Annotated in this window: 20 protein-coding genes; 4 read left to right on the top strand and 16 right to left on the bottom strand. The window is 38.4% G+C overall.

Going from position 1 to position 25,437, the window contains the following annotated elements; translation table 11 throughout:
* Positions 1-7: 7 nt before the first annotated feature.
* The 6 genes from xerD to dnaE all read right to left on the bottom strand — a co-directional run bounded on the left by xerD (position 8) and on the right by dnaE (position 8,597).
* Positions 8-895 carry a site-specific tyrosine recombinase XerD gene (gene xerD / locus IV80_RS00640; protein ID WP_057748016.1) on the bottom strand — a complete coding sequence of 296 codons (888 nt, stop codon included), beginning with the start codon at positions 893-895 and terminating at the stop codon, positions 8-10.
* 4 nt (positions 896-899) lie between these two features.
* Positions 900-1,766, bottom strand: a complete 867-nt coding sequence (locus tag IV80_RS00635; RefSeq protein WP_057748013.1) for a CvfB family protein — start codon at positions 1,764-1,766, stop codon at positions 900-902.
* A gap of 9 nt (positions 1,767-1,775) precedes the next feature.
* The gene (locus tag IV80_RS00630; RefSeq protein ID WP_057748010.1) at positions 1,776-2,231 is read right to left on the bottom strand and encodes a DUF441 domain-containing protein; all 456 of its coding nucleotides are present in this window, start codon (positions 2,229-2,231) and stop codon (positions 1,776-1,778) included.
* 93 nt (positions 2,232-2,324) lie between these two features.
* The gene (pyk, locus tag IV80_RS00625; RefSeq protein ID WP_057748007.1) at positions 2,325-4,088 is read right to left on the bottom strand and encodes a pyruvate kinase; all 1,764 of its coding nucleotides are present in this window, start codon (positions 4,086-4,088) and stop codon (positions 2,325-2,327) included.
* A 67-nt stretch (positions 4,089-4,155) separates the two neighbouring features.
* Positions 4,156-5,127, bottom strand: coding sequence for a 6-phosphofructokinase (pfkA, locus tag IV80_RS00620; protein ID WP_057748004.1), 972 nt, complete (start codon positions 5,125-5,127; stop codon positions 4,156-4,158).
* A 110-nt stretch (positions 5,128-5,237) separates the two neighbouring features.
* Positions 5,238-8,597, bottom strand: coding sequence for a DNA polymerase III subunit alpha (dnaE, locus tag IV80_RS00615; RefSeq protein ID WP_057748001.1), 3,360 nt, complete (start codon positions 8,595-8,597; stop codon positions 5,238-5,240).
* A gap of 136 nt (positions 8,598-8,733) precedes the next feature.
* Here dnaE and IV80_RS00610 point away from each other — a divergent pair, with 136 nt between their 5' ends.
* Positions 8,734-8,913 (top strand): YjzD family protein, encoded by a 180-nt coding sequence (locus IV80_RS00610; RefSeq protein WP_057747998.1) that lies wholly within the window; start codon positions 8,734-8,736, stop codon positions 8,911-8,913.
* Positions 8,914-9,011: 98 nt separating this feature from the next.
* Here IV80_RS00610 and clpB read toward each other — a convergent pair whose 3' ends face one another.
* From clpB to IV80_RS00595, 3 genes are read right to left on the bottom strand one after another with little or no spacing between them, the layout of a single operon-like run.
* Entirely contained in the window at positions 9,012-11,612 is a 2,601-nt protein-coding gene (clpB, locus tag IV80_RS00605; RefSeq protein WP_057747995.1) for an ATP-dependent chaperone ClpB, read from the bottom strand.
* A gap of 33 nt (positions 11,613-11,645) precedes the next feature.
* Complete coding sequence (locus IV80_RS00600) at positions 11,646-12,452, bottom strand: Nif3-like dinuclear metal center hexameric protein (protein WP_057747992.1); 807 nt, start codon at positions 12,450-12,452, stop codon at positions 11,646-11,648.
* Positions 12,442-13,149 carry a tRNA (adenine(22)-N(1))-methyltransferase gene (locus IV80_RS00595; RefSeq protein ID WP_057747989.1) on the bottom strand — a complete coding sequence of 236 codons (708 nt, stop codon included), beginning with the start codon at positions 13,147-13,149 and terminating at the stop codon, positions 12,442-12,444. The genes IV80_RS00600 and IV80_RS00595 overlap by 11 nt, the downstream gene beginning before the upstream one ends.
* A 236-nt stretch (positions 13,150-13,385) precedes the next feature.
* On the opposite strand from IV80_RS00595, the gene IV80_RS10045 reads away from it, so the two are divergent.
* Positions 13,386-13,541 carry a hypothetical protein gene (locus IV80_RS10045; protein ID WP_162259287.1) on the top strand — a complete coding sequence of 52 codons (156 nt, stop codon included), beginning with the start codon at positions 13,386-13,388 and terminating at the stop codon, positions 13,539-13,541.
* Positions 13,542-14,353: 812 nt separating this feature from the next.
* Here IV80_RS10045 and IV80_RS00585 read toward each other — a convergent pair.
* On the bottom strand, positions 14,354-15,076 hold the full coding sequence (locus IV80_RS00585) for a hypothetical protein (protein WP_236699547.1): 723 nt from the start codon (positions 15,074-15,076) through the stop codon (positions 14,354-14,356).
* 858 nt (positions 15,077-15,934) lie between these two features.
* Here IV80_RS00585 and IV80_RS00580 point away from each other — a divergent pair.
* Both IV80_RS00580 and IV80_RS00575 read left to right on the top strand, forming a co-directional pair.
* The gene (locus IV80_RS00580; protein ID WP_057747980.1) at positions 15,935-16,156 is read left to right on the top strand and encodes a hypothetical protein; all 222 of its coding nucleotides are present in this window, start codon (positions 15,935-15,937) and stop codon (positions 16,154-16,156) included.
* A 1-nt stretch (position 16,157) separates the two neighbouring features.
* The gene (locus IV80_RS00575; RefSeq protein ID WP_057747977.1) at positions 16,158-16,565 is read left to right on the top strand and encodes a type II toxin-antitoxin system death-on-curing family toxin; all 408 of its coding nucleotides are present in this window, start codon (positions 16,158-16,160) and stop codon (positions 16,563-16,565) included.
* 718 nt (positions 16,566-17,283) lie between these two features.
* On the opposite strand, the gene rpoD is transcribed toward IV80_RS00575, so the two are convergent.
* From rpoD to era, 6 genes are all read right to left on the bottom strand, one after another.
* Complete coding sequence (gene rpoD / locus IV80_RS00570; RefSeq protein WP_371861630.1) at positions 17,284-18,465, bottom strand: RNA polymerase sigma factor RpoD; 1,182 nt, start codon at positions 18,463-18,465, stop codon at positions 17,284-17,286.
* Positions 18,466-18,472: 7 nt separating this feature from the next.
* The gene (gene dnaG / locus IV80_RS00565; protein WP_057747974.1) at positions 18,473-20,302 is read right to left on the bottom strand and encodes a DNA primase; all 1,830 of its coding nucleotides are present in this window, start codon (positions 20,300-20,302) and stop codon (positions 18,473-18,475) included.
* A 168-nt stretch (positions 20,303-20,470) separates the two neighbouring features.
* Positions 20,471-22,549: a glycine--tRNA ligase subunit beta gene (gene glyS, locus IV80_RS00560; protein WP_057747972.1), complete on the bottom strand. Its 2,079-nt coding sequence runs from the start codon at positions 22,547-22,549 to the stop codon at positions 20,471-20,473.
* Entirely contained in the window at positions 22,549-23,457 is a 909-nt protein-coding gene (glyQ, locus tag IV80_RS00555; RefSeq protein ID WP_057747971.1) for a glycine--tRNA ligase subunit alpha, read from the bottom strand. Before glyQ ends, glyS begins: the two co-directional genes overlap by 1 nt.
* 284 nt (positions 23,458-23,741) lie before the next feature.
* Positions 23,742-24,500, bottom strand: a complete 759-nt coding sequence (gene recO, locus IV80_RS00550) for a DNA repair protein RecO (RefSeq protein ID WP_057747968.1) — start codon at positions 24,498-24,500, stop codon at positions 23,742-23,744.
* 11 nt (positions 24,501-24,511) lie between these two features.
* Positions 24,512-25,423 carry a GTPase Era gene (gene era, locus IV80_RS00545; protein WP_057747966.1) on the bottom strand — a complete coding sequence of 304 codons (912 nt, stop codon included), beginning with the start codon at positions 25,421-25,423 and terminating at the stop codon, positions 24,512-24,514.
* Between the last annotated feature and the right edge of the window lie 14 nt (positions 25,424-25,437).

Raw genomic sequence — 25,437 nt, 5'->3', positions numbered from 1 at the left:
ATTTTGGCTAAGCTCGTGGATGGTATTTATTGTAAACTTCCGTTAAATGTCGTTTGGTGACGTGGGTATAAATTTGAGTCGTAGAAATATCAGCATGACCAAGTAATTCCTGAACAGTTCGAAGGTCTGCGCCATTTTCCAATAGCGTTGTAGCAAAAGAGTGACGAATTGTATGTGGTGTCACATCCTTTGTGATACCAGCTTTTCTCACCATGGCTTTCAAGTTTTTCCAAATGCCCTGACGTGTCATTTGATTGCCATGGTTATTTAAAAAGACATAGTCACTTGTTCGACCTTTTAATAGTATTTGTCGGGCACCATCCAGATAGTCCTCTAACCAATGAATCGCTACGTCTCCAATGGGGATAATTCGCTGTTTATCGCCCTTACCAATTGTAGTAATTAAACCCATCTCTAGTCTCAAATCATCTAATTTTAAGTTTGCAACTTCGCTTACACGTAGTCCTGTTGCATACATCACTTCCAGTAAAGTTCGATCGCGAACGCCAAGCTTTTTATGTGTATCCGGGACGTTTAGTAAGGCTTGAATTTCTGTAGCACTTAAAACTTGAGGTAGATGATGAGCCGATTTTGGTGTATCAATTTTAAGCATTGGATCAGAATTGATTTTATTTTCTGTAACCAAGTAATCAAAGAACTGACGCAAACTGGTCACAGTATGAATGATCGAATTACGCGATTTTTGTTCAGCATCGCAATGCTTTAAATAGTTCAAAATAGTATATCTATCAATTCGATCGAATGAGTTTATTTTTTGAATTTTTAAAAATTCAAAAAATTCTTTCAATTCTTGTCCATAGGAAATAATCGTGTTATGGGAAAGCCCACGTTCTACCAGAAGTGAATGCAAATAATCTTGAAGAACGTTTTCCATATGACTACCCTTCTTCTTTTAATTTTAGATAACCATCTGCTTGTGTCACCACACCAGCCTTCAATAAATGGCCAACTGCACGTTTGAATTGTCCCTTACTAATACCAAATTCATTTTTTATGGCAATCGGACTACTTTTGTCGGTAAAAGGCAATTCATGGTCCTCATTGTGTTGCAACATGGCAAGCAGCATAGCCGCGTCGTCGCCAATAGCTTCATAACTGCGAGGCTTTAACGAAAGATTCAACGTCCCATCTGGATGGATACCAATCACTCGTGCAGCAACTTCTTCGCCTAGCCGTGGTTCTTGATCACGTTCGCTTGGATGAATAAAGCCCAGGTAATAATCTTTTGTAATCACTAGCGTCCCAACTAACTTCAAGCGATAAACAGTGGCTTTTAAATTTTTATTTTTGAGGTTTTGGGGAGCTTTTTGTGAGATTTCTTGGAAGGTTGATTCGTCAGCCAATGTTCCCCACATCCGATTTTTATGGTCGATTCGTAAACTAATTAATAAGCGATCTCCTTTTTGAGGCCAAAGACTCTTGATCGTTGGTAATTCATCTAAAGAGACCACCATATCTTTGTTGGGGAGGCCGATATCTACAAAAACACCTAGGTCCCTGCGACTTTGTACGACTGTGCCAAAGCCCATACGGCCAACTTGAATTTTGGGGATTTGCGAGGTGATTTGCAACTTATGATCTTCATTTTCGTAAGCAAATCCTTGAAAATGTCCCCCAATGTGTAAAGGTTTTACTGGTTCTTTTTTATCTAGTTCGAAGACAGTTCCTTCGTTTTGTAAGAAATAATAATCTTCATTTTCATCCGTCATTTTTGTATCGATCACGTGACCTAATAAATTATTCATGTTAACTCCTCAAATTTTTATATTTAATAACTGGAGAATGCAAAAGGCAATTCCCGAAGCAATGATAGGACCAGCGGCTACCCCACGCAGAAAAACCACACCCAAAATAGTTCCAAAAACTAAGGCCACCGTTACTTCTGGTGAGATGGCTAAAAATCCAACCCCACGAGCAGAAAGAATCGATACCAATATACCACAAAATATGGCGATCCACCCAACTGGAGATTTAAAAGCATTTAGTAAATCCGAAAAACCAACTCGTCCCGTTGCGATTGGAATCAAAATTGCGACTGTAATAATGGTGACACCCCAATTAATTCCTTGTTTTTCGATAAGGGACAATAATTTTGATGAATTAGGAATAGCCATAAGTACTAAGACTGCAGCTGTAGCAAACATTAAAGATTGATTATGACCTAAAATTGCAATAATCAAAATGCCGATTAAGAATAACCAACTCTCCATTGAAAAAATTTCACTCCTTTATTTTAACTTAATATGTATGAAAAAGACCGCTGTTTTGACAGCGGTCTTTTTGTAAAAGCATCAATGAATCAATTAAATAGCGTTTGAAGCACCGTGATAAATAACACCACGACGTGAATCAACAGTGATTAATTCATCATCAGAAAGAATTGATGTAGCATTCTGAACACCTACAATTACAGGAATTCCCATTGAAATTCCAACAACTGCAGCGTGAGAAGTTAAACCACCATTCTCGACAACTAATGCACTAGATTTTTCAATAGCAGGTAAGTAATCTTTGTCAGTAGTCTTTGTTACAAGAATACCGCCTTCGACTGCTTTATCGTTAGCTTCTTTAGCAGAAGTTGCGATAACTGCCTTACCAATAACTGTTTCGTCACCAACACCTTGACCAGATGCTAACTTAGAACCAATTAATTGTAATTTCATCATGTTAGTTGTGCCGCGTTCGCCAACAGGAACACCAGCAGTGATAAGAATTAAGTCGCCTTCTTTTGCAAAGCCTAAATCAACAGCTTTGTTAGCAGCTAAGTCAAACATATCATCAGTTGTAGCTGGTTTTTCGGCTACGATTGGATGTACGCCCCATTCAACAGTTAATCCACGACGAGTACGTTCATCAAAAGTGATTGCTAAAATATCAGCATTTGGACGATATTTTGAAATCATTTTTGCAGTGTAGCCAGATTCAGTTGCAGCAACAATGGTTTTAACACCCAAGTTCTTTGCAGCACGAGCAACAGCAGCACCGATTGTTTCGGTAACGTCACTTTGATCGAACTTGTTAATTTGCAAGTTACCATCTTCAGCCATAGCATTTTCAGCTTTTTCGTCAATCTTAGCCATGGTTGCAACAGATTCAACAGGATAAGCACCATTAGCACTTTCACCTGAAAGCATTGTGGCATCTGTACCATCCCAAACGGCATTAGCAACATCAGAAGCTTCAGCACGAGTTGGACGTGGGTTTTCAATCATTGAATCTAACATTTGAGTAGCTGTAATAACAGGCATACCTAGTGCATTACATTTCTTGATCAATGATTTTTGAACCAAAGGTACATTTTCAGCAGGAATCTCAACACCCATGTCTCCACGAGCAATCATCAAACCATCAGAAACTTTAAGAATTTCATCAGCGTTATCGATACCTTCTTGAGATTCAATCTTAGGGAAGATTTGAACATCAGTCATGTTCTTTTCTTCCAAAAGTTGACGAATATCAAGGACATCTTGTGGTTTACGAACAAAACTTGCAGCGATAAAGTTGATGTTCATGTTATCACAACCAAAACGGATATCGCTTGAGTCTTTGTCAGTAATTCCTGGTAAGTTAATTGAAACGCCAGGTGCATTTGTTCCTTTACGTGAACCAAGAACACCGTTGTTCATTGCATGAACAACTAATTCATGATTTTCTTCATCTTTTTCGTCGATCTTAAAGTCAAGTAAACCATCATCAAACAACACATGGCCACCAACATGCACATCATCGTACAAGCCAGGATACGTAACTGCAATTTTGTCTTTGGTTGTCTCTAATGAGTCATCCATTGAGATACGTGCCTTGTCACCAGTATGATATTCCTGATTACCATCTTTTTGAACTGTCGTACGGATTTCTGCACCCTTAGTATCTAAAAGGATACCAACAGTTTTTCCAGTAATCTTTTCTGCTTCCATAACTTTGTTGTAGCGGTCTAAATGTTCTGCGTGATCACCATGTGAAAAGTTGAAACGGAAAATATTTGCACCAGCTTCGATCAATTTAACAATTGTATCTACTGATGTACTTGCAGGACCAAGTGTCGAAACAATCTTGGTTTTCTTCATAACTATATCTCTCCCTTGATTAGTTTATAAAAAGACTTTAATGTCGTTTTTACCAGAGTTTAAATGTTTATTTAAATGATAGATCTTGATTCAATTCATAAAGCGAAGAATCAGGTTGATGTTTTGCATTAAACAAGTCAGTAATGTCGTGTGCTTGAACTTTATTATCCAAGATACCAACAGCTAAACCGCCTTTACCTTGCAATAAAAGATCTACAGCGTATGCACCCATCTTGCTTGCCAAGACACGATCGCGAGCTGTTGGACGACCACCACGTTGAACATGTCCCAAGACAACTGCTCGTGCATCGAAGTCACCATATTCTTTAAGCTTTTCTAAGAATTCAGGCGCTGCATCAGAATTAGCGTCCCCTTCGGCAATCACGATAATACCATAATCCTTGCCATCAACTCGGTTACGCTTGAGCTTTTCGGCAATTTCTTTAATATCGTAATCATGTCCTGGAGCAACAATTGCGTCTGCACCAGTAGCAACACCAGCCCAAAGTGCAATATCAGCAGCTTTACGGCCCATGACCTGAACGGCAAACACACGTTGATGACTCTTGGCTGTGTCTCGAATCTTATCAATAGCCTCAACAGCTGTGTTTAAGGCTGTATCAAAACCGATTGTAAAATCAGTGTATGGAATATCATTATCAATTGTGCCTGGAAGACCAATTGTGTTATAGCCATGTTCAGTAAGCCTTAAAGCACCATGATAAGAACCATCGCCACCAATAACAACTAAAGCATCAATCCCGAATTTCTTCAGTTGCTCAATTCCTTTTAACTGTCCTTCTACTTGGGCAAACTCTGGATACCGAGCAGAATATAATAATGTTCCACCTTCATCAATTGAGTCGTCCAAATCAGCAGCAGCAAACTTATGAATATCTCCGGCTACTAAGCCAGCAAAACCATAATTAATGCCATAAGCTTCTAATCCAGCACTAATTGCTTTTCGTGCCACCGCACGGATTGCAGCATTCATTGCTGGAGCATCGCCACCACTGGTTAAAATACCAATGCGTTTCATTTCTTCACCTCAAGTAAATAATTATTGAGTTTCATAAACTTCATCTGTAATTTTACCACTTTTGAAATTGAATGTCTTTATTCTTATTGAAAAACATGACGAACAAATCCCTAGATACCGGTATTTTTAACAACTTGCAAGACAACATTTCCCCTCCCTAAAAGGGTTGTAAGCGCTGAATTAGTTTCGGCAGTGTTGGTCAGCCAAAAGCGTTTTTCTAATAAAACTTTTTTATCTGTTTTTGGATAAAATAACAAAACAGGAATAGTTCCCGGATGATTCCGTATGATTTGGAGTAATTTTTTCTTTTCTTCTGGTCTATCGGAAACCATTCGAAGCACCCAACGTTGCTTTTCTAATGACGCAGATTTCATAAGTTGTTCAGCTAAGGTCATCTGGTTAGCAATTAATTGAAGCCCATTACGCTCATCAACTTTGCCTTGTACTAAGATCACTCTCCCCTTTTCCAACACACTAGTAAATGCTTTATATTGGTTCGGGAAAACTGTAATGTCAATTTCACCAGTCAAGTCACTTGCGGTCACAAACGCCATTTGTTCGCCCCGTTTAGTACGAATGGTACGTATTTTATTGATGTACACTAAACAGGTTGCTGTTTGGTTCAAGGAAAGATTTAAGATATCTGTAATTTTATACTGTTGACGTAATTGATCAAATTGTTCGACTGGGTGTCCTGAAAGATAAGCACCTAAAAATTCATTTTCTTTCTCTAATTTCTCTTCTAACGTCAAATCCGGAATTTTTTTAATTTTGGGAGCAAGTTTTTCAAATAAATTCATGCTGCTGCCGCTCAATTCTACGCTACTTAATAAATCTGGCAAACTCAAAATCAGCTCAGCACGATTATAACCAAAAGTATCGAAAGTCCCAGCATAAATGAGCGCTTCCATTAAGTCCTGTTTAAGCCACTTTGCTGGCATTCGCTGTAAAAACGCCTGCAAATCAATGAATGGCCCATTTTTCTGTCTTTCTTGTAAAATGTCATTCACAAAATCTCGTCGGACACCTTTGATGCAGGATAACCCAAAAAGAATTTTTCCTTGTTTTAAAATAAAAGTAGATTGACTTAAATTAATATTTGGTGCTTCAACTTGGACGCCGTGTTGTTTTGCTTCTGACAAGTATAGTTTAATTTTGCTAGCATTGTTGATGACTGAATTCAATAATGCCGCAAAGAAAGCTGCTGGATAATGAACCTTTAAATAAGCAAGCTCAAATGCCATTTTAGAGTATGCAACGGCGTGTGATTTATTAAATCCATAATTTGCAAAACGTTCAATATAATCATACACCTGCCTAGCAGTTTGCTCAGGATAGCCCTTTTGTGTGGCACCAAAAATAAATTTAGCCTTCATTTCATCAATGACAGTGCGTTTCTTCTTGCTCATGGCCCTTCTCAGTAAGTCAGCCTCTCCAAGTGAGAAACCGCCCATGATAGAGGCCACTTGCATAACTTGCTCTTGATAAACCAAAATACCATAAGTATTTTTTAAAATTGGAATCAAACTTTTATCTGGATACTTTACAGCTTCTTGCCCTTTTTTTCGTTTAATAAAAGTGTCAATATTTTCCATCGGACCCGGTCGGTACAGGGCATCCACTGCCGCAACCAATTCAAAGGTTTCGGGGTGCAATTGTTTTAACACATTTCGGATACCGCTCGATTCAAATTGGAAAACGCCGGTTGTATCCGCATTTTGAAATAGTTCTAGGGTGGCTTTATCAGTCAAATTAATTTGACTGACATCAAAGTTGGCATTCACTGTCCGTTTTATAATGCGGATGGTGTTTGCCATAATACTTAAATTACGAAGACCCAAAAAATCCATTTTTAGTAAGCCCAATGCCTCTACTGTATCTTTGGGATACTGTGTGAGCAGTAACTCATCACTACCAGATTGCAACGGCACAACATCGCTTAAATTTTGAGCACTTAAAACAACGCCCGCAGCATGTGTGGAAAAGTGTCTAGGAAGCCCCTCAACTTGAAGGGCCACACTGAATAAAAGCTTATTTTTAGAGCTGTCCGATAACCAATTACGCAATTTTTGAGATTGTTGCATAGCTTCTTTTAAAGTGATTTTTAGAGTACTAGGTACTAGTTTACTGAGTTGATTAATTTCATAAGGTGCCATACCAAATACGCGTCCGACATCACGTAAAGCCTGTTTGGCAGCTAATGTTCCAAAGGTAATAATTTGTGAGACATGGTTATGGCCATATTTATCGTGGACATACTGCAAAATTTCGTCACGTTTATTATCAGGAATATCTAAATCAATATCTGGCATTTGGGAACGCTCTGGATTTAAAAAGCGTTCAAACAAAAGATCATATTTCAACGGGTCAACATCTGTAATTCTAAGACTATAAGCAACAAGCGAGCCCGCCGCAGAGCCTCGACCTGGACCAGTTGTGATTTCATGTTGGTGCGCGAAATTCATCACATCCCAGACGATTAAAAAGTAATCATCGAATCCCATTTTATCAATCACATCGAGCTCACGATTCAACCGGTTTTGATAAACTTTTTCATTATCTTTTTGATGACTTAATCGAGCTTGCAGACCATCGTTCGTGAGCTTTTTCAGATATGTCTTTGAGTTAAAACCTTTTGGTACATTAAAAGCAGGTAATTCTGGTTTTTTAAATTCTAAGGTGACATTGCAGTTTTTGGCTACCGTTTGCGTCCAATTCATAGCGGCTTCTAAATGTTTTTCTTGATAATGACTTTCATATTCGCTTTGAGGATGTAGCCAATTTCCTCCCTTGTAATTCTCAAATTGCTCTGGATTACGAATGACCTCGCCCTTTTCAATATCGCGTAGAACTTGTGTTGCAAAGTGATCACTGGCATTTAGATAATTCACTTCAGGCAATGTGACCATTGCTGTATGTGTCGTTTGCGTGACTTGTTGTAAGGTTGCTTGCAAAACTTCTGATTGTTGATCGTTAACGCCAACTAAAAGGCTTTGAGTGTCAGTGTATTGCTGAATGTAGGCGATTAGTTGCTCGGCAAGTTTGGTATCCCCACGTTCTACTAAGGTAACTAACTCTGAATTGCCAGCTGGAAAAATAAGATAAAGATGACTCAAAAGCGGTTCGATTTGTTTATAAAAAAGATCCTGACCATTGGGTTCAGTGTTTTTCTTGGTACTTATCTTCATCAGATGCTGATAACCAACCGAATCCTTAGCAAATAATAAAATTGGAAAGCGGTTTTCAGAATCGACGGCCCCAAACAACTCCAACTTTAAGCCAAGAATCGGTTTGATCCCTTCGGTCCGGCAAGCATTGTAGAAGTCAACTAGACCGTACATCACATTTGTATCTGCAAGTGCTAGGGATCGAAAGCCTCTTGATTTGGCGGTTTTAACCAGGTCGACAATTTTTGTGGTGCTTTGTAATAAACTGAAACTACTGGAAACCTGTAAGGGTACAAAACTCATGATATCGCCTCCTTTTCGATTTAATTCTTAATTTCATTATACAAAAATATGCGTAATAAGAAACTAGACTGACTCTAATTGAGTTGATTTTTGTGTAAATTGTGCTAAACTATTTCTGATTGAGAGGTGTCCTGTAATGAAACAAGTCGTTATTATTTTCTGGTCATTTATTTTTGGCGAAGTTATTGGTGCCATCGGGGGTGCCCTAGAAGTTATGACATATAAACCATTAACTATTGGAATTGTGGCCGCGGTGGCCGCACTAATTACTTCTAATGGAATTAGTTTATTATCTAAAAGTGATTCAGTTAAATAAAGACTCCCGAGTATGTTCGGTGTTTTTACCAATTGAACCTTTAATAATTTATAAAAGCGTAGCATTCATATTTATTGTGAATCCTACGCTTTTTTGTATTATGCATTTATCGTATTTTGAAATGCCAATTGATTGGCAATTAGATCAATATTGACCGTACTATGTGGCTTAATGCGTTGCGATATAATTTCCTTAGCTAAAGGCGTTTCCACTTCTGTAGAGATGTAGCGACGTAGTGGGCGTGCGCCATAGGCAGGATCATATCCCTGTTTTGCAATCCATTCTTTAGCAGCAGACGAAATTTCTAAGTGAATTTCTTGATCAGCTAATCGGCTTGATAATTGGGCAATCATCTTTTCAACAATTTGCTCAATATCTTTTAAGTTGAGTGGTGCAAACATAATAATGTCATCAATTCGATTCAAGAATTCAGGCTTAAATTTAGTTTGTGTGAGAGACAACACGGCCTGTTTGGCTTGCTCTATCAAAAATCCATTTTCATCCACACCATGTAATAAGACATCTGAGCCAAGATTAGAGGTCATAATTAAAATGGTGTTTTTAAAATCTACAGTTCGCCCCTGACCATCAGTAAGCCGACCATCATCCAAGACCTGCAATAAAATATTAAAGACATCTGGATGGGCCTTTTCGATTTCATCAAACAACACTATTGTGTACGGATTGCGGCGCACAGCTTCGGTGAGTTGTCCGCCTTCTTCATAGCCAATATAGCCAGGCGCGGCACCTACTAAGCGAGAAACGGATTCTTTTTCCATGTATTCTGACATGTCAATTCTTACCATATGCTGTTCTGAATCAAATAAATTCTCTGCTAAGGCTTTTGCAAGTTCAGTTTTACCAACGCCAGTGGGACCTAAAAACATGAACGATCCCAGTGGCCGATTAGGATCTTGTAAACCGGCTCTGGAACGTAAAACAGCATCTGAAACTGCTTCAACCGCCTCATTTTGACCAATCACACGCTTATGCAAACTATCTGCAAGGTGCAATAGTTTTTCACGCTCGCCTTTGACCAATTTTGTCACTGGAATACCCGTCATTTTACTGACAACGTTAGCAATCTCATTTTCTGTCACAGACTGCTCAACTAGCCAATGGCTAGCATCCTGCTTTTCGTTTTGCTGAAGTTGTTTCAGTTCGCGTTCTAATTGCGGTATAACACCATGTTGAAGTTTGGCTGCTTGTTCAAGATCATAATTATTTTCAGCTTCCTCTAATTTGTGCTTAGCATCTTCAAGTTCAGTTCGTTTTGCGTTAACCGTTTTGATGGCTTTCTTTTCAGCTTCCCACTGTCTCTGTAGATGATTTTTCTTTTCACGAGTATTTTCAAGTTCTGTTTTTAATTCACTCAATCTTTGTGCTGAAGCTGTGTCAGTCTCGTTTTTAAGAGCTGTCTCTTCAACTTCCATTCGCATAAGCTGTCGGTTTGTTTGGTCCAGTTCAGTTGGAATAGAGTTCATCTCAACACGAATTGTGGCAGAAGCCTCATCAATTAAGTCAATTGCTTTATCAGGTAAAAAACGATCAGTGATATACCGATTTGATAAATTAGCTGCAGCCACAATGGCATTATCGTGTATTTTGACACCGTGATGGATCTCAAAACTTTCTTTAAGCCCGCGTAAAATGCTGATGGTATCAGCTACAGAAGGCTCCTTAACTAGCACACGTTGAAAACGCCTTTCAAGGGCTTTGTCCTTTTCCATGTATTCTCGATATTCATCTAGCGTGGTTGCTCCAATTAAGTGTAATTCGCCACGAGCGAGCATTGGTTTGAGCAAGTTACCGGCATCCATACTGCCTTCAGTTTTTCCCGCACCGACAATATTATGAATTTCATCAATAAAAAGGATAATGTGTCCGTCAGATTTTTTGACCGCTTTTAGAACAGCTTTTAAACGCTCTTCAAATTCTCCTCGATATTTGGCACCTGCAATCAAAGCACCCATATCTAGTGAAAAAATGGTTTTGTCTTTTAGATTGTCGGGCACATCTTTACGAGCAATTCTTTGTGCTAATCCTTCAACAATGGCTGTTTTTCCGACACCAGGTTCCCCAATGAGGACTGGATTATTTTTAGTTTTGCGAGATAAAATTCGGATGACGTCCATAATTTCCTCGTCACGTCCAATAATCGGATCTTGGTGACCCTCATGGACGAGTTTAACCATGTCAACACCATATTTTTTGAGAGCTTTGTACTGAGTTTCTTGATCTTTAGATGTCACACGATCTCCTCCCCTCATTTTTTTGATTTGTGCAGCCAATTTCGTTTCACTAACTTGTTGTTTTTTTAAGAAATCCGTAAGGGGATCCTCAATTTTAAGCAGCGCTTGCACCACAATCTCTGTGGCCACGTACTCATCACCCAGCTGCTTGCTTAGTTGTTCAGCCACTTGAAATAATTTTAATAAATTAGAGCTGAATGTCTGACCATATTGAATATTGTCGCCTTCAACGATTGCAATTGCGTCTAGTTGACGGTCAAGTTCATTTTGTAAAGCCTGATTGTTAACACCTAATTCGGTTAATAGACTACCTGCCATTTGATCAGGTTGTCCTAAAAATTTAAACAATTCTGGGACACCAATAGCTTGATGCTTGCGATTTATGGCAATTTGTTGTGCTTGCCCCAAGGCTTCTTGCAAAGCATTTGTAAATTTGTCCGGATTCAAAGCACTAGCCCCCTCTTTGTAAAAAAATAGGTTTTAAATAAACGTAAAAGGATCTGTATTAACTTTTGATTCAATCACCTGTATATGATTATTTTGGATATCTTTCCACGAACGAAATAAGTTCGCTAGTTTTGGGATACAAATTTTCTCAATATTATGTCCTGGATCAATAGTTGCCAAGCCGGCTGCTAGCATATCATGACCGGTATGATAATAGACATCACCAGTGACGAAAACCTCAGCGCCTTTGGCTAATGCTTGATTGAAGTATTTGCCACCATCACCGCCAAGCACCGCAACACGAGAAATCACTTTTTGTGGGTTTTGTGCAATCAAACGCAACCCCTGAAGGTTAAAATCTATTTTTAGTTTTTCAGCAAGCTGCTTAATTGACATAGGTTTTTCCAGGGTCCCAATTCGCCCCATACCAAATTGTTGACCGTGTTCATCCACATAACCGTCTAATAGACGTTGCGGTTTATTAAGACCGATTTTTTCGGCCAACCAATCGTTCATACCGTTCTCGGCGGCATCTAAATTTGAATGTGCCGCATAGACCGTCATGTTGTGTTTGATAATTTCTGCATATAAGTGATTTTGGGGAACACTTAAATCAAGGTTACGAGCTGAATGAAACATAACCGGATGATGAGCCACAATCAACTCACAGTGCTTTTCTATGGCTTCGGCAACCACCTCTGGGCGAACGTCTAACGTGACTAAAACCCGTGTGAATTGCGCATCAAGATCACCAATTTGTAAACCGATTGGATCACCCGGTTCGGCCAATTGCTTGGGAGCAAATTGATCAAGTTGTTGTGTGAAACTCCTAATTTTCATCGTTTAAAACCTCCTTTATCAAACGAATTTTTTGTTGCAAATGGTCAATTCGGTCCTGTGGCAAAACTTGGGCTTGTTTCATTTGCTGTATGGCCTGTTGCTCACGTTTTAATTCTGCTTGCCACTTCTCAGTGAAAATTGGGTTAGGTAATTCTTTTAATAACTGTGGCCCAAATAATAATTCTTTTTCTGAATAACGAATCGTTTGCGTTGTTTTTTGTGCTGCTAGTACTTCGTAAATATGATGATCTTCTTTTAGAATCTGTTCCCCAGTAATTTCATAATGGTGCTTCATTAACCATTGACGAACGCGTGGCTCACCTACATTAGGTTGCAAAACCAAATTAGTGACTGTAAGAAGCTTAGCTTGACCTTTTTCCAAAATATCTGCAATCAAAGTGCCACCCATTCCGGCGATAATTACGGTGTCAATTCGGTCATCTGGCGTCACAACCGCAAGGCCATTGCCCAAACGTGAAGATACAATATCTTGAACAGCCTGAACTTTAATTTCGTGGGTTGCATTAGCATGTGGTCCAGGTACAACTTCACCAGCAATCGCAAAATCAATTACTTGTTGTTTTGCTAAATATACGGGTAAGTATGCGTGGTCAGACCCGATATCTGCAATTCGAGCGCCTTGTTTTACCAAATTTGCAACTGTCTGTAATCGATTTGAAAGTTTATCTGCATTCATTTAAAAATTCCTTTTTGTTTTTGAATTCATTATATCACGTGGTTATTTAGCTTTTAAATTTTAAAAAATAAAAAGAATCCAAAGTAAAAGATGAACTGAATCTCGAGAATTTGGATTTATCCAATTATTGGCGTTCAGCTCCTCTTATAATGGAATATTGGTCGAGTGGCTGATGCACTAGTCTACTAAACTAGCAAACAATGCCATGTCCAGCTTTCCTTCAAAGTAGAATGAATTTGACAAATGTGATTATAAGAACAGATAAAGAAGCTGAAAAATTACTAACTGATATCATCAGTCATTTCGATTTGGCCGATGGCAATGGAGAATTACAAAAAAAGATGGTTGGATTGTTTCAATTGATGATTCTCACCATTCTACAATTTTATTGATTTTTGTGAACAATCAATTGAAACGATGTCTATCTCTGAAATTTTAACTGAGTTGAAAAGTTATTTGATGAGTTAAATTCTGATAATACCTATGAAGAGCGTTGGAATAAAGAGTTTGGTGATCAATATAATTTAAAAGCAACTGAATTCACTAAAATGTTTGTCAAAGATAAATCTTGTTTAAGTGACAGCATAAAACACTTGCTTAGCATTGTGGAGGTAAATAACGACATCAACGGTTAGATGGAACTAATCAAATATTGAAAGAAAAATGCCAATTAAAAGAATATGGACTCACTGACGATTCATCAAAAACGTCAATTTCATTTTTAATCAAACTGCTATATAATTGCAAACGCACCAATGAATATCCTTTTGTAATGGCCGTTGATCAATTGAAGTTCTTCAATAAATTTGTGGCAACTTTACAAAAAACTTGTAATCCAGTGTTGCAGCTAGATTTTATTGCAATGCCTAACATACAATCTGATGTTGTAAAAGTACATTCGATTAAGGCATTGGCTTGAGCATCTCTATAATACTGTTAATCAGCATCGTTTTTCCAGAACCACTCGGAACCTCAATCGAGGCTGAAATTTCACCAGATTGTACCATTAAACTGATAGCCTCGACTGTTTTACCGTATCCCCACCGCAAACCGGTTACGTGAATCGTTTCCGTCGCGTTTGTCGCTTCTCATTTAAAAGTGGGTGAACACTCACTAATCATTACACTCACTCTTTCTCAAAATGCAACCATCCGTGCAAACAAAAAATCGCCCACTAATGTGTAAGCGATTTGAACTGGATTAATCATCCTTTAGGGATCTGCAACGCATAATTCCGGATGCCTGCAAACAGGACACCGGCAATCGGGAAAATGAGCCAGGACAGCGTCCAGAACCCAAAAACAAACGAGAACAACAGGTAGGCTACAAATACTAGTGGCCAATAAAGTTGATACAAGAATCCGTGAAGTTTTGGGTTTCGCTGTTTTAATTCGGTTAGCATCCTATCATCCGGATCAGTTACGGCATAAAAGACGTCAGCGCGGGCCAATCGGCTGTATCCAGCGTAAACCATGCTGCCATAAACAATCGCAAATAGGCCACTTCCTAAAATCCAAATGAAAGCCGCCACGCTGAGTAAGCCAAAACTTTCAGCGCTCCAAATGGTTTGTAAGATTGGCGGAAATAGTGCGAAGAGGCATAGCGCTACCCCACCAACTAAAGCGATCGTAAAACTGCTGGAGTAGTCCTGCTGACGATCCTTTGCTAGTACTTTAATTTGAGTGGAGAGCACGCGTTTATCAAGCGGCACCTTCACCCGGACATGAGCCAAGCCAACCACGATAAATGCACTAATCCCAATAATTAAACCGAAAATTAGAAGCAGCACACCTAGCCAGTTTAGTGAGGTCGGGAGTAGTGCAACCATGAGACCGGCACCGATGGCAATACTTAATATTCCGCCAGCAATCGCCACTGCCAGTCGCTTTGTACTTCGCCAAAAGGCCTCCGCTTCCGACTGCGTCATTTCATCTCCGGGCGGTGCGTTGGTCGGAGTTATCCCTTCAAAGAGCGATTCAACCGAATCAAACTCCGAGATCACAGTACCCAGTGCTTCGTTCTCATTTTTGCCAAGACCTAAGAGCTCGTCATAACGCGTTGTCATCTTAGCCAACAGGTCCGTTTTTGTCCTTCTTGTTTCAGCGGTGTCTGGTAGTGCAGCAAACTTACTATCTAGGTAATGTTCTAGTGTTTTCATACCATCATCCTCCTCATCTGAGTGCGGGTGGGTTCCTAATTTTATCATAACAAAGTTAGTCGATTTTATAAAAACTAATGCCCAACTCAAAATGAAAAACCGAAAAGGAGCGTCGAATTATGTCTATTAATCTTACCTGAAGGCAAAATCTTAACCTTCAATTTTATTAGGGGCCCTTTCAAGTCTAGGCGCATCAATTGAATCCAGTCCTGCAGTCAAAAGATATGGATTCGACTATTTTCTATCAAGCTTCTTCAAAGCTTTATCCCAAGCACGCCAAGATGCTTTGGAAAATGAAAATAATCATGGTAAATATACAACGGATTATCATAGTGTCCGTGGTGAAAACTTGATATTATGACTTGGAAATCTAAGGAAGATATTATACCAGATGGCATGATAGAATACGCATATCTATACGCAAATGTTCAGTGGTATTACGCCACAACAGAAGCAAAATTCAAGAAATTGACTAAAGCTAAAATTGATGCTGATGTTGATGATTAATTTCGCTAACACTAGAACTTGTTTTTTACAGAAAAACAATCATACGTAACACAAGTAACATATGTCTTGCATATGTCGTCGTTCTGTGTTAACTTATTGCTAATGAAAGGAATGATACTCATGCCAAAAACCGTTAAAACTCGTAAAGTCGCTAAAACTACTGTCATCACTGTACCTAGTGAGTTAAATGTGCCCACTGATATTCAATTTGAGCCATCAATCAATGAACATGGAGATATAATTTTTAAACGGATTGATCAATTAAAACCAAAAGAAGTTACCAATATTACTGAATTTGTTGATCAATTCAAACCAGTTCTTGAGTATTTAAAGGACCGCTAATATGAAAGTTAAATATTTAACGGCACAGCAACTGATTGAACTAAATAAGCAAGTTGTTCTTCAGGTTGATGGAACCAACTATGGTGTCCAATCTACCGAGTCTTTACACGTAGTTATTGAACAACCAGCCCAGGTCGTATTTGGTCATGAACTGTATCCAACCATTTGGCTAAAAGCGGCCTTTATTCTACAAAAAATCACTAAAAAGCACGTTTTTGTAGATGGCAACAAGCGAACAGCTCTAATGGCAAGTCTTTATTTCATTAATCAAAATGGTTACCGATTAATTAATAATGAAATTGTTAACCAAGCTGGTGATTTTATTCTTTCAGTGACCAATTCTCCTGACAACGAAGAAACCATGCTACAAATAGCTGACTGGTTACAAGAGATACACACAAAAAAATAGCATTTTCATTTTTCAAAACAAGGATTCTTCCTAGGCACATTAATTCTATTTATGGCCGACACTTCTTTGAGTAAAAACATTTATGTCGAATTAGTGGAACTTTTTTCTTTTACCGTATTGTTTCCTCTACAATATTATTATTACAAGGAAGTTAACAAGGAAATCGACCGAAAAAATCAAAACCTAAAATAATTTTTGTCGGGAAAATAAACAAAAAAATAGGAGTCAGTTCTTATTGTGAACTGACTCCTTTTTTTCAATCAATCAAAATTCCCGTAAAATTCAAATCATGAATTGAATTTTTAAAATCATTATCCCTTTATTTAAAATAAGTTTAACTTATTTTTACCACTGATAAAATTCATGAAATCTACTCACTCCTGAAATTTAAATCTATACCCGTTGAAAGCCTAGTGGGAGTGGATCGAGAGTGTCTAATCGAATTATAAGAAAAGCTCAAACGCTATAAATCCCTGTTTAACGGCATTTGTTGGTTATCTTACTCTCGATTCAAGGAGTGTGATTCATTTTTAATTTTATCTGCATAGATTGGATGAATTGTGCTAAAAACTGAATTTTTTATTCAAAATCCTGAAAAAACTTTAAAAATGTTGCAATTTACTTCTAAAAAGTCTTTTTTACCCGCTGAAAGACCAGCGAGAGTGGATTGGGAGTGTCTTTTTGAAACCTATTCAAATCTATTCAAACCCTAGTTTTCTTAGTCCAAGAAGTCTTTTAACTGTTTAGATCTTGAAGGATGCCTCAATTTACGTAAAGCTTTTGCTTCAATTTGACGAATTCGTTCGCGAGTCACGCCGAAGACTTTACCGACTTCTTCCAAAGTGCGTGTACGCCCGTCATCTAGGCCAAAGCGCAACCTTAAGACGTTCTCTTCGCGATCCGTTAACGTGTCCAAAACACCTTCCAATTGTTCTTTTAATAATTCGTAAGCGGCATGGTCTGCAGGACTTGTGGCATCCGAGTCTTCAATGAAGTCGCCCAAATGCGAGTCATCTTCTTCACCAATTGGAGTTTCCAAGGAGACTGGCTCTTGAGCAATTTTAAGAATTTCTCGAACTTTTTCAGTTGGCATATCCATTTCAGCACCAATCTCCTCAGGAGTAGGTTCTCGACCAAGATCTTGAAGTAACTGACGTTGAATACGAATTAATTTATTAATTGTTTCAACCATATGAACCGGAATACGAATCGTGCGCGCCTGATCCGCAATGGCACGTGTAATTGCCTGGCGAATCCACCAGGTAGCGTAAGTTGAGAACTTAAATCCTTTGCGATAATCAAACTTTTCAACCGCCTTCATTAAACCCATGTTACCTTCTTGGATTAAATCCAGAAATTGCATGCCTCGACCTACGTACCTTTTGGCAATTGAAACTACTAATCGTAAGTTAGCCTCTGCAAGTTCTTGTTTCGCACTTTCTTCGCCTTTTTCAATGCGGAGCGCTAAATCAACTTCTTGTTTTGCGGTTAACAAAGGCACACGACCAATTTCTTTTAGATACATTCGAACTGGATCGTTAATTTTGACCCCTGCTGGTGCTTTGGTGTCATCCAATTCTTTTTTGCTTATTTTCTGAGCTTTCAAAGCATGTGTACTAGGATCGCCATTTTCGTCGACAATGCTAATTCCTGCATCTTCGACTTTTTGAATAAGATCATCGATCTGACGAGCATCCAGTTTGAACGGAGTGGCAATTTTATCAGATAGTTCATTGTATTGAAGCTGTTTTGAAGGCTTTTTTGCCTTGATTAAAGCATTTACTTCTTTTTTATAGGCTTTTGTATTAAACACATTCGCAGAACCTTTATCTGTTTTTTGATTTGGTGTTACTTTGCTATTACTTTTTTTGGTGTTTGCCATAGTTATTAGTCCCTCCATGAACGTGTTAAGCGCCTTGACGTTGTCGATACAACTCGACTAATTCGACTGCGAGTTTTTGCTGCAATTCAGTATTACCCATTTTTTTAGCTTCGTTTAACGATTTCGTTTTTTCCGATATCTGCTGGCTGAGTGGTGCCTGCGCCGTAATGACATCAATGTAGTCACTTACAGATTGGTCCACGTTAGCATCATCTAAATCTTGTAGATCTAATTCCGCAATGATATTTTGGAGTTTTGTATCATGAACAAAGTCCATAAACGCTGCTGAATCATAAGAATTATGATTTTCAAAATATCCAGTTGCTAACATATAAATTGTTTGATATTCTTCATGAACAAAATGAAAGTTGGGTAATCCGGCTAATTTTAGCCAAACATTATGATCATAAAGTAAATAATTTAGTAACCGCTGTTCAGCAAGTTCCACCTTATCAAGTTTAACTTTTTGACGATGAAAATCTTGTGGCTTATCTACCAAAGGTTCTCGTTTAGCTTGTTGGTGTGCATCCACACTTTGTTGTGAACGAATCTGTCGTAACTGCTGACGCAAATCAGCTACCTGAACATTGAATTCTTGTGCTAACTGGTTCAAATAAAGATCTTGTTCCACACTTGAACCTAACTGACCAATTACTTTTAAGGCACGTTCAATATAAGTGAGTTGGTCAGCTTCGTTATTTAAATTAAAATCTCGCTTGAGGTAGTCCAATTTAAATGCTGTTGGTGTTAGTCTTGCTGAATGCACAATTTCATTGAACTGTTTGCCGCCATGTTGACGGACAAACTCATCAGGATCAAGCTTTTCCGGTATCTCTATCACACTCAATTTTAGCTGACTGTTTTGACTAAATGCGTCAATAGCTCGATTGATTGCTGCTTGTCCGGGATCATCACCATCATAACAAATATCTAGCTGCGTAGTTGTCCTTTGCAGAAGGTAGATTTGCTCATTTGTAAAACTAGTACCCATTGATGCAATTCCGTTGGTAACCCCAGATTGGTAAGCGGCGATGACATCCATAAATCCTTCAAATAAAATCGCACGCTTTTCTTGTCGAATAGCAGTCCGAGCAATGTCAAAATTATATAAGACATTACTTTTACTGAAAATTTTGGTTTCTGGACTGTTGATATACTTAGCTTGCGAATCAGCTTTATTTAAAATTCGTCCCGAAAAAGCAATGACATGACCTTGCGGGTTCTTAATGGCATACATCACACGTCCACGAAAGCGATCTCGCAGCTGGCCTTGTTGGTCTTCAATAAAAAGCCCAGATTTACGCAACACCTGGTAATCCACTTTTTTCTCATCAAAAAATTCTTTCAACAACTGTTCGCCAGGTGCAAAACCTAATTGAAACTTTTCAATAATATCGTCGGTTAATCCGCGCTGATGCAGATATTCTAAAGCTTGTTGCCCCATTTTTGTGTTTAATAGTACATGCGTATATAGTTGTGCCGTCTGATCATACAACGAAATTAGTTGTGCTTGCTCACTATTTTGTGAGTTTGCGTTTTGCGCTGATTCAGAATATTCATCAGGAATTTTAATGCTAGCAAAATCTGCCATCTGACGAACGGCAACCGGAAATTCAACGTGATTAAGTTCCATTAAAAATTTAAAGACATTTCCACCGCGCCCGCAGCTAAAACAATGAAAAATTTGTTTTGACTCGGATACTGAAAAGGAGGCTGTCCGCTCTTCATGAAAGGGGCATAATCCAAAGAAGTTTTTTCCTTGTTTTTTTAACTGTACGTACTGACCGATAACATCAACAATATCTACAGAGGTCCGAATTTGATCAATAAGATCTTCGGGAATTGGTCTTGCCAAAAAACGATTTCCCCCTCTCAAATGCACACTTCACCACAATATCGACACATATCAAATAATACCGCCTGACAACAGAAAAAGCAATCAAAACGCTCGGCATAAAAGTGAAACTAAATAATCTCCATTTGAATTACTTAGTGTAATTTTAAACAGAGATTATTGTTTAACTTATTTGACAATTAATTCTTTCAAATTTCCAATTGAAGAAATTAGTTTTGCTAAGATGGTTAATTGTTTCAGTCGATTTTCTCGAACCGCTTGATCATCAACCATAATCATCGTTTGATCAAAATATGCATCAATTAAAGGACGGAGGCGCTGTAAGGCTTCAAAGTTTTCGTTAATTGTGCGGTCATTAGCTTTCTTTTGAATGTCATTTACGGCTTCAAACAAGTCCTTCTCTGAATCATTTTCAAAAAGTTGAGGATCAACTTGTAAACTAATGGCACTAAAATCAGCCTTTTCTGCAATCCGAAGCACTCGCGTGAGAGCTTCAATGTTTTCTTTAAAACTAGGATCGTTCTTGTGTGATTCAATTACCTTGGCGGCATCCAGCATGTTTAAAATATCTGTATTGCTTCCCTTTGTCACAGCTTCGACAATATCATAGCGTGCTTTTTTAGTGCTGAACCACTGGCGAACACGGTCTTTCATGAAGTCACGCACATCGGTTGCATGTTGCGCAAAATTCAAATTAAAGATTGCTTGCTTTTCTTTCAAGTCACTTAAAAAGGTCTGCTGTAGGTTTTGCATTGGGAAATGCCAATTCTGATCTCTAGCAATACGAACAATACCAAGTGCTTGCCGTCTTAAGGCGTACGGATCATTTGAACCGGTAGGAATCAGGTCAACCGCGAAGAAACTGCCAATGTCATCAAATTTATCCGCAATAGCTAAGACAGCCCCAACTTTAGTTTTTGGTAAGTCTCCTTTTGCGCTAATAGGTAAATAATGCTCCCGAATTGCAGTGGCAACGGCTGGCCGTTCATGCGCCAATAACGCATATTTTTCACCCATTGTACCTTGCAGTTCCGGAAATTCGCCAACCATGCCAGTAACCAAATCAAATTTATAAATTTCACTTGCCCGTTTCACATCCGCAAGTTCTTGGTCGTTTAAGCCGACAAATTTACCTAATTCCTGGCTGATAATTTGAACCCGCTGCATTTTTTCATACATCGTCCCAATTTTATCATGGAAACTAACTTTTTTGAGCTTTTCAACGTAATATTGAATTGAATGTTTTTGATCTTCGTGGTAGAAAAACGCAGCATCTTCAAGTCGTGCAGTCAGCACTTTTTCATTACCACGGACAACGTTGTCCAAATGGGTTTGGTTACCATTACGAACAGAAACAAAATTAGGAAGTAGTTGACCGTCTTGATTACGAACATAAAAGAATCTTTGATGATCTCGCATTGAAGTAATCAAAACTTCTTCTGGGATTTCCAGGTATTTTTCATCAAAATGCCCCGCAAAAGCAGTTGGCCATTCAACCAAATTATTAACTTCTTCCAGCAAATCTGGATCAAGCGCGATATTCCAATTATTATTTTGGGATATATCATGAATTTGATCTTTAATTAATTGTTTTCGTTTTTGAGCATCAGCAATCACATAAACCGTTTTTAATTGTGCCTCGTAATCGGTTGCTGTTTTGATTGTGACCGGCTTGCCTAAGAAGCGGTGACCTTGTGAAACACGGTCAGCCTTAACATCTAGGATATTGAATGGTACGACTTCATCATCCAAAAGAGATACAAGCCAACGAATGGGACGAATGTATTTAAAATTAAAACTAGCCCATTTCATCATTGTTGGGAAGTTCATTTTTTCAACGACTGACTTAATTTGTGGTAGAATATCCTGAACGTTTTTACCCGCAGTTTTTTTAACCACATAAACGTAATCTGTGCCCTTAATTGTTTTGAACGTAATATCGTCTGTTGATAAGCCTTGACCACGTGTAAAGCCAATGGCAGCCTTAGTCCAGTTTCCATCTTGATCTTGCGCTATTTTTTTTGCTGGACCCTTGACTTCTTTTTCAGTATCAGCCTGACGATCAGCCAGTCCATTGATTAAAACTGTTAATCGCCGAGGTGTCGAAAAAGTCTTAATTTCTGCGTATTCAAGTCGTTGTTCCTTCAAGAAGTCGCCGACTCGTTTTTTTAATTGTTCAATGCTAGGTAATACAACATGTGCCGGAATTTCTTCTAATCCGATTTCAAGTAAGTAAGAGTGTGACATTATTTGGTGGCCTCCTTTGGACGATCAGATTCCTTTAACAATGGGAAACCGAGTGCTTCCCGTTCTTGAACAAAGGCTTTTGCAACTGATTTTGCCATGTTTCGAATTCGAGAAAGATAACCTGCACGTTCCGTAACTGAAACAGCACCTCGTGCATCTAACAAATTAAATGTATGGCTACATTTTAAAATGTAATCATAAGCTGGATGAACCAGTCCATTTTTGATTTGAGCTTTAGCTTCTCGTTCATAATCATCAAAGAGTTGTAACAGCATTTCCTGATTACTCTTTTCAAATGAGTATTTTGAATGTTCATACTCAGGTTCTTTAAAAATTTCACCATATTTAACGCCGTGACCCCATTCAAGATCAAAAACAGAATCAACATTTTGAATGTATGAAGCCAAACGTTCCAATCCATAAGTAACTTCACTGGTAACGGGTGATACTTCCAAACCGCCAACTTGTTGGAAGTATGTAAATTGTGTGACTTCCATCCCGTCAAGCCAAACTTCCCAACCAACACCAGCGCAACCCATTGAAGGATTTTCCCAGTTATCTTCAACAAAGCGAATATCATGTTCTAAGGGTTCAATACCCAAAGCCTTTAAACTTCCCAAGTATAATTCTTGAATGTTTTCTGGTGATGGCTTCATGACAACTTGAAATTGATGATGTTGATAAAGGCGGTTAGGATTTTCACCGTACCGACCATCAGCAGGACGGCGAGAAGGTTCCACATATGCGGCATTCCAGGGTTCTGGCCCGATCGCACGTAAGAAGGTATATGGACTCATTGTACCAGCACCTTTTTCGGTATCATAAGCCTCCATCAACATACAACCTTGGTCAGACCAATAATGTTGCAACGTTAAAATAATATCCTGAACAGCTAATTTTTCTACCATTGTACCTCTCCTCTTAATTTTAATAAGTGCTAATTTGAACACAAAAAAACCTACGCAGAATAATCTACGTAGGGACGATTTTATTCGCGGTTCCACCCTACTTCCGATACAAACTATCGGCAGCTTAATTTGCGAACTCCGAAACGCCAATCCTTAAACCTCCTACTTAGTCCCATCACCCTAAGCTCTCTTTAAATCGGTCTAAAAATCCTTTTCATCATTGTTCAATATTAAATTCTCTTTAATACTAATTTAATTACTTCTCAAAGTCAATATTATCAGTACTAATTCCAAGAATCCATTGTATCAATAAAGTGTTTACTCTTTAAATTGAGCCCTACCTCATCTTGATAAATCATATCGATAATTGCCTTAAGTTTCTTTTTCGTTGCTTTTTGTACATGTATAGAACGAATATTCGCTAACTGTACTTGGCTTAACTGTTGTAAATAATATAAAGTCCGTCGATCAAGATGTGATCGTTTAGGATCTAAATGCCAATGATTTTGACAAAGTACGCCACCTGACGACTCTGAATAATCAAGTGGTAAATCATTTCGATGGCAAACAATGCACTGCTGCCATTCTTGATGGACACCTAACGTATCCAAAAGCTGCAATTCGAAAATGTGACCAATGATTTGAGCGTCCAGGCCTTCATCAATCATTTTTAAAGCTTGATTGGTCATGTCAAACCAAACAGGAATTGGTTGACCATCCGCAAATGCCGTATCAATTAGATTTAAAATGTAAGTAATATAAGCATTTCGCTCAATATCCAAATTAATTTGTTCGAATTGGGTGATGTGTTTCTCTGCATTTAGGTAAGACAACCCTTTTTCCCGGATCAACCCAACGTAAGAACCGGTGGTAAAGGGTAAAATTGCCGCGGCCAGCTTAAACCCTTTTTTTCGAGCACCACGAATATAAAACATCTTTTTACCAAACTCGCGCGTGAAAAATTTAACCAACTGGTCACGTTCTCGGTAGTCTTTTCGGTACATGACAATGCCATGAAATTGCGCCGTTGTTTGTAATGCCATGCTAACCTGCCTTAATAGTTATCCTTGCGATACCCATATGATTGTAATAAGGACTGTTTGTCACGCCAGCCTTCAGATACTTTTACCCAAAGTTCCAGATAAACTTTATCTCCCAACAAGCGCTCGATGTCCTCGCGAGCTAACGTCCCAATTTTTTTCAACATTTGTCCACCATGGCCGATAATGATGCCCTTTTGAGTAGGACGGTCAACAATAATGGTCGCCTGCACATGGATTTTTCGTTTATCTTGACGTTTTAAACTGTCAATAACCACGGCAACTGAATGCGGTACTTCCTGTCTCGTCAACATGAGAACTTTTTCTCGAATAAGTTCTGCCACGATAAAGCGTTCTGGGTGATCGGTAACTTGATCGTCTGGGTAATACTGTGGTCCTTCAGGCAGCTCATCTGCTAAGGTATCAATTAATTCGGAAACGTTATTGCCTTGTGTTGCTGAAATTGGCACAACCTCTTTCCAATTCAAAGCGTCCTTATAATCATCCATAATTTCAAGTAATTTATTGGGATTGATTAAATCAATTTTATTGATAACCAGATAAACCGGTTTTTTAGTTTGTTTGAGATGTTCAATAATGAAATTATCACCAGCACCGCGCTCTTCGTTAGCACTAATCATAAACATAATGGCATCAACTTCGTTTAATGTTGACAAAGATGATTGAACCATGAAGTCACCCAATTTATTATGTGCTTTGTGAATTCCGGGAGTGTCAATAAAAATAATCTGTTCTTTAGACGTGGTATAAATTCCTTGAATTTTATTTCTGGTCGTTTGTGGCACATTGCTCATAATAGCAATTTTTTGGCCAATGACATAATTCATAAAGGTTGATTTACCAACATTAGGCCGACCAACGATTGCCACAAATCCAGAGTGGAAACTTTTGTTTGAATTTTCCAAAATATTTCTCCTAT

It is taken from the genome of Pediococcus cellicola, from assembly GCF_001438655.1.
Lineage (GTDB): Bacteria > Bacillota > Bacilli > Lactobacillales > Lactobacillaceae > Pediococcus > Pediococcus cellicola.
This window is presented reverse-complemented; position numbering and strand designations above follow the sequence as displayed.

Coding starts and splice junctions, on each gene's coding strand:
- xerD (WP_057748016.1), bottom strand. CDS start 895: ATGGAAAACGTTCTTCAAGATTATTTGCATTCACTTCTGGTAGAACGT.
- IV80_RS00635 (WP_057748013.1), bottom strand. CDS start 1,766: ATGAATAATTTATTAGGTCACGTGATCGATACAAAAATGACGGATGAA.
- IV80_RS00630 (WP_057748010.1), bottom strand. CDS start 2,231: ATGGAGAGTTGGTTATTCTTAATCGGCATTTTGATTATTGCAATTTTA.
- pyk (WP_057748007.1), bottom strand. CDS start 4,088: ATGAAGAAAACCAAGATTGTTTCGACACTTGGTCCTGCAAGTACATCA.
- pfkA (WP_057748004.1), bottom strand. CDS start 5,127: ATGAAACGCATTGGTATTTTAACCAGTGGTGGCGATGCTCCAGCAATG.
- dnaE (WP_057748001.1), bottom strand. CDS start 8,597: ATGAGTTTTGTACCCTTACAGGTTTCCAGTAGTTTCAGTTTATTACAA.
- IV80_RS00610 (WP_057747998.1), top strand. CDS start 8,734: ATGAAACAAGTCGTTATTATTTTCTGGTCATTTATTTTTGGCGAAGTT.
- IV80_RS00600 (WP_057747992.1), bottom strand. CDS start 12,452: ATGAAAATTAGGAGTTTCACACAACAACTTGATCAATTTGCTCCCAAG.
- IV80_RS00595 (WP_057747989.1), bottom strand. CDS start 13,149: ATGAATGCAGATAAACTTTCAAATCGATTACAGACAGTTGCAAATTTG.
- IV80_RS00585 (WP_236699547.1), bottom strand. CDS start 15,076: ATGACGCAGTCGGAAGCGGAGGCCTTTTGGCGAAGTACAAAGCGACTG.
- IV80_RS00580 (WP_057747980.1), top strand. CDS start 15,935: ATGCCAAAAACCGTTAAAACTCGTAAAGTCGCTAAAACTACTGTCATC.
- IV80_RS00575 (WP_057747977.1), top strand. CDS start 16,158: ATGAAAGTTAAATATTTAACGGCACAGCAACTGATTGAACTAAATAAG.
- rpoD (WP_371861630.1), bottom strand. CDS start 18,465: ATGGAGGGACTAATAACTATGGCAAACACCAAAAAAAGTAATAGCAAA.
- glyS (WP_057747972.1), bottom strand. CDS start 22,549: ATGTCACACTCTTACTTACTTGAAATCGGATTAGAAGAAATTCCGGCA.
- glyQ (WP_057747971.1), bottom strand. CDS start 23,457: ATGGTAGAAAAATTAGCTGTTCAGGATATTATTTTAACGTTGCAACAT.
- recO (WP_057747968.1), bottom strand. CDS start 24,500: ATGGCATTACAAACAACGGCGCAATTTCATGGCATTGTCATGTACCGA.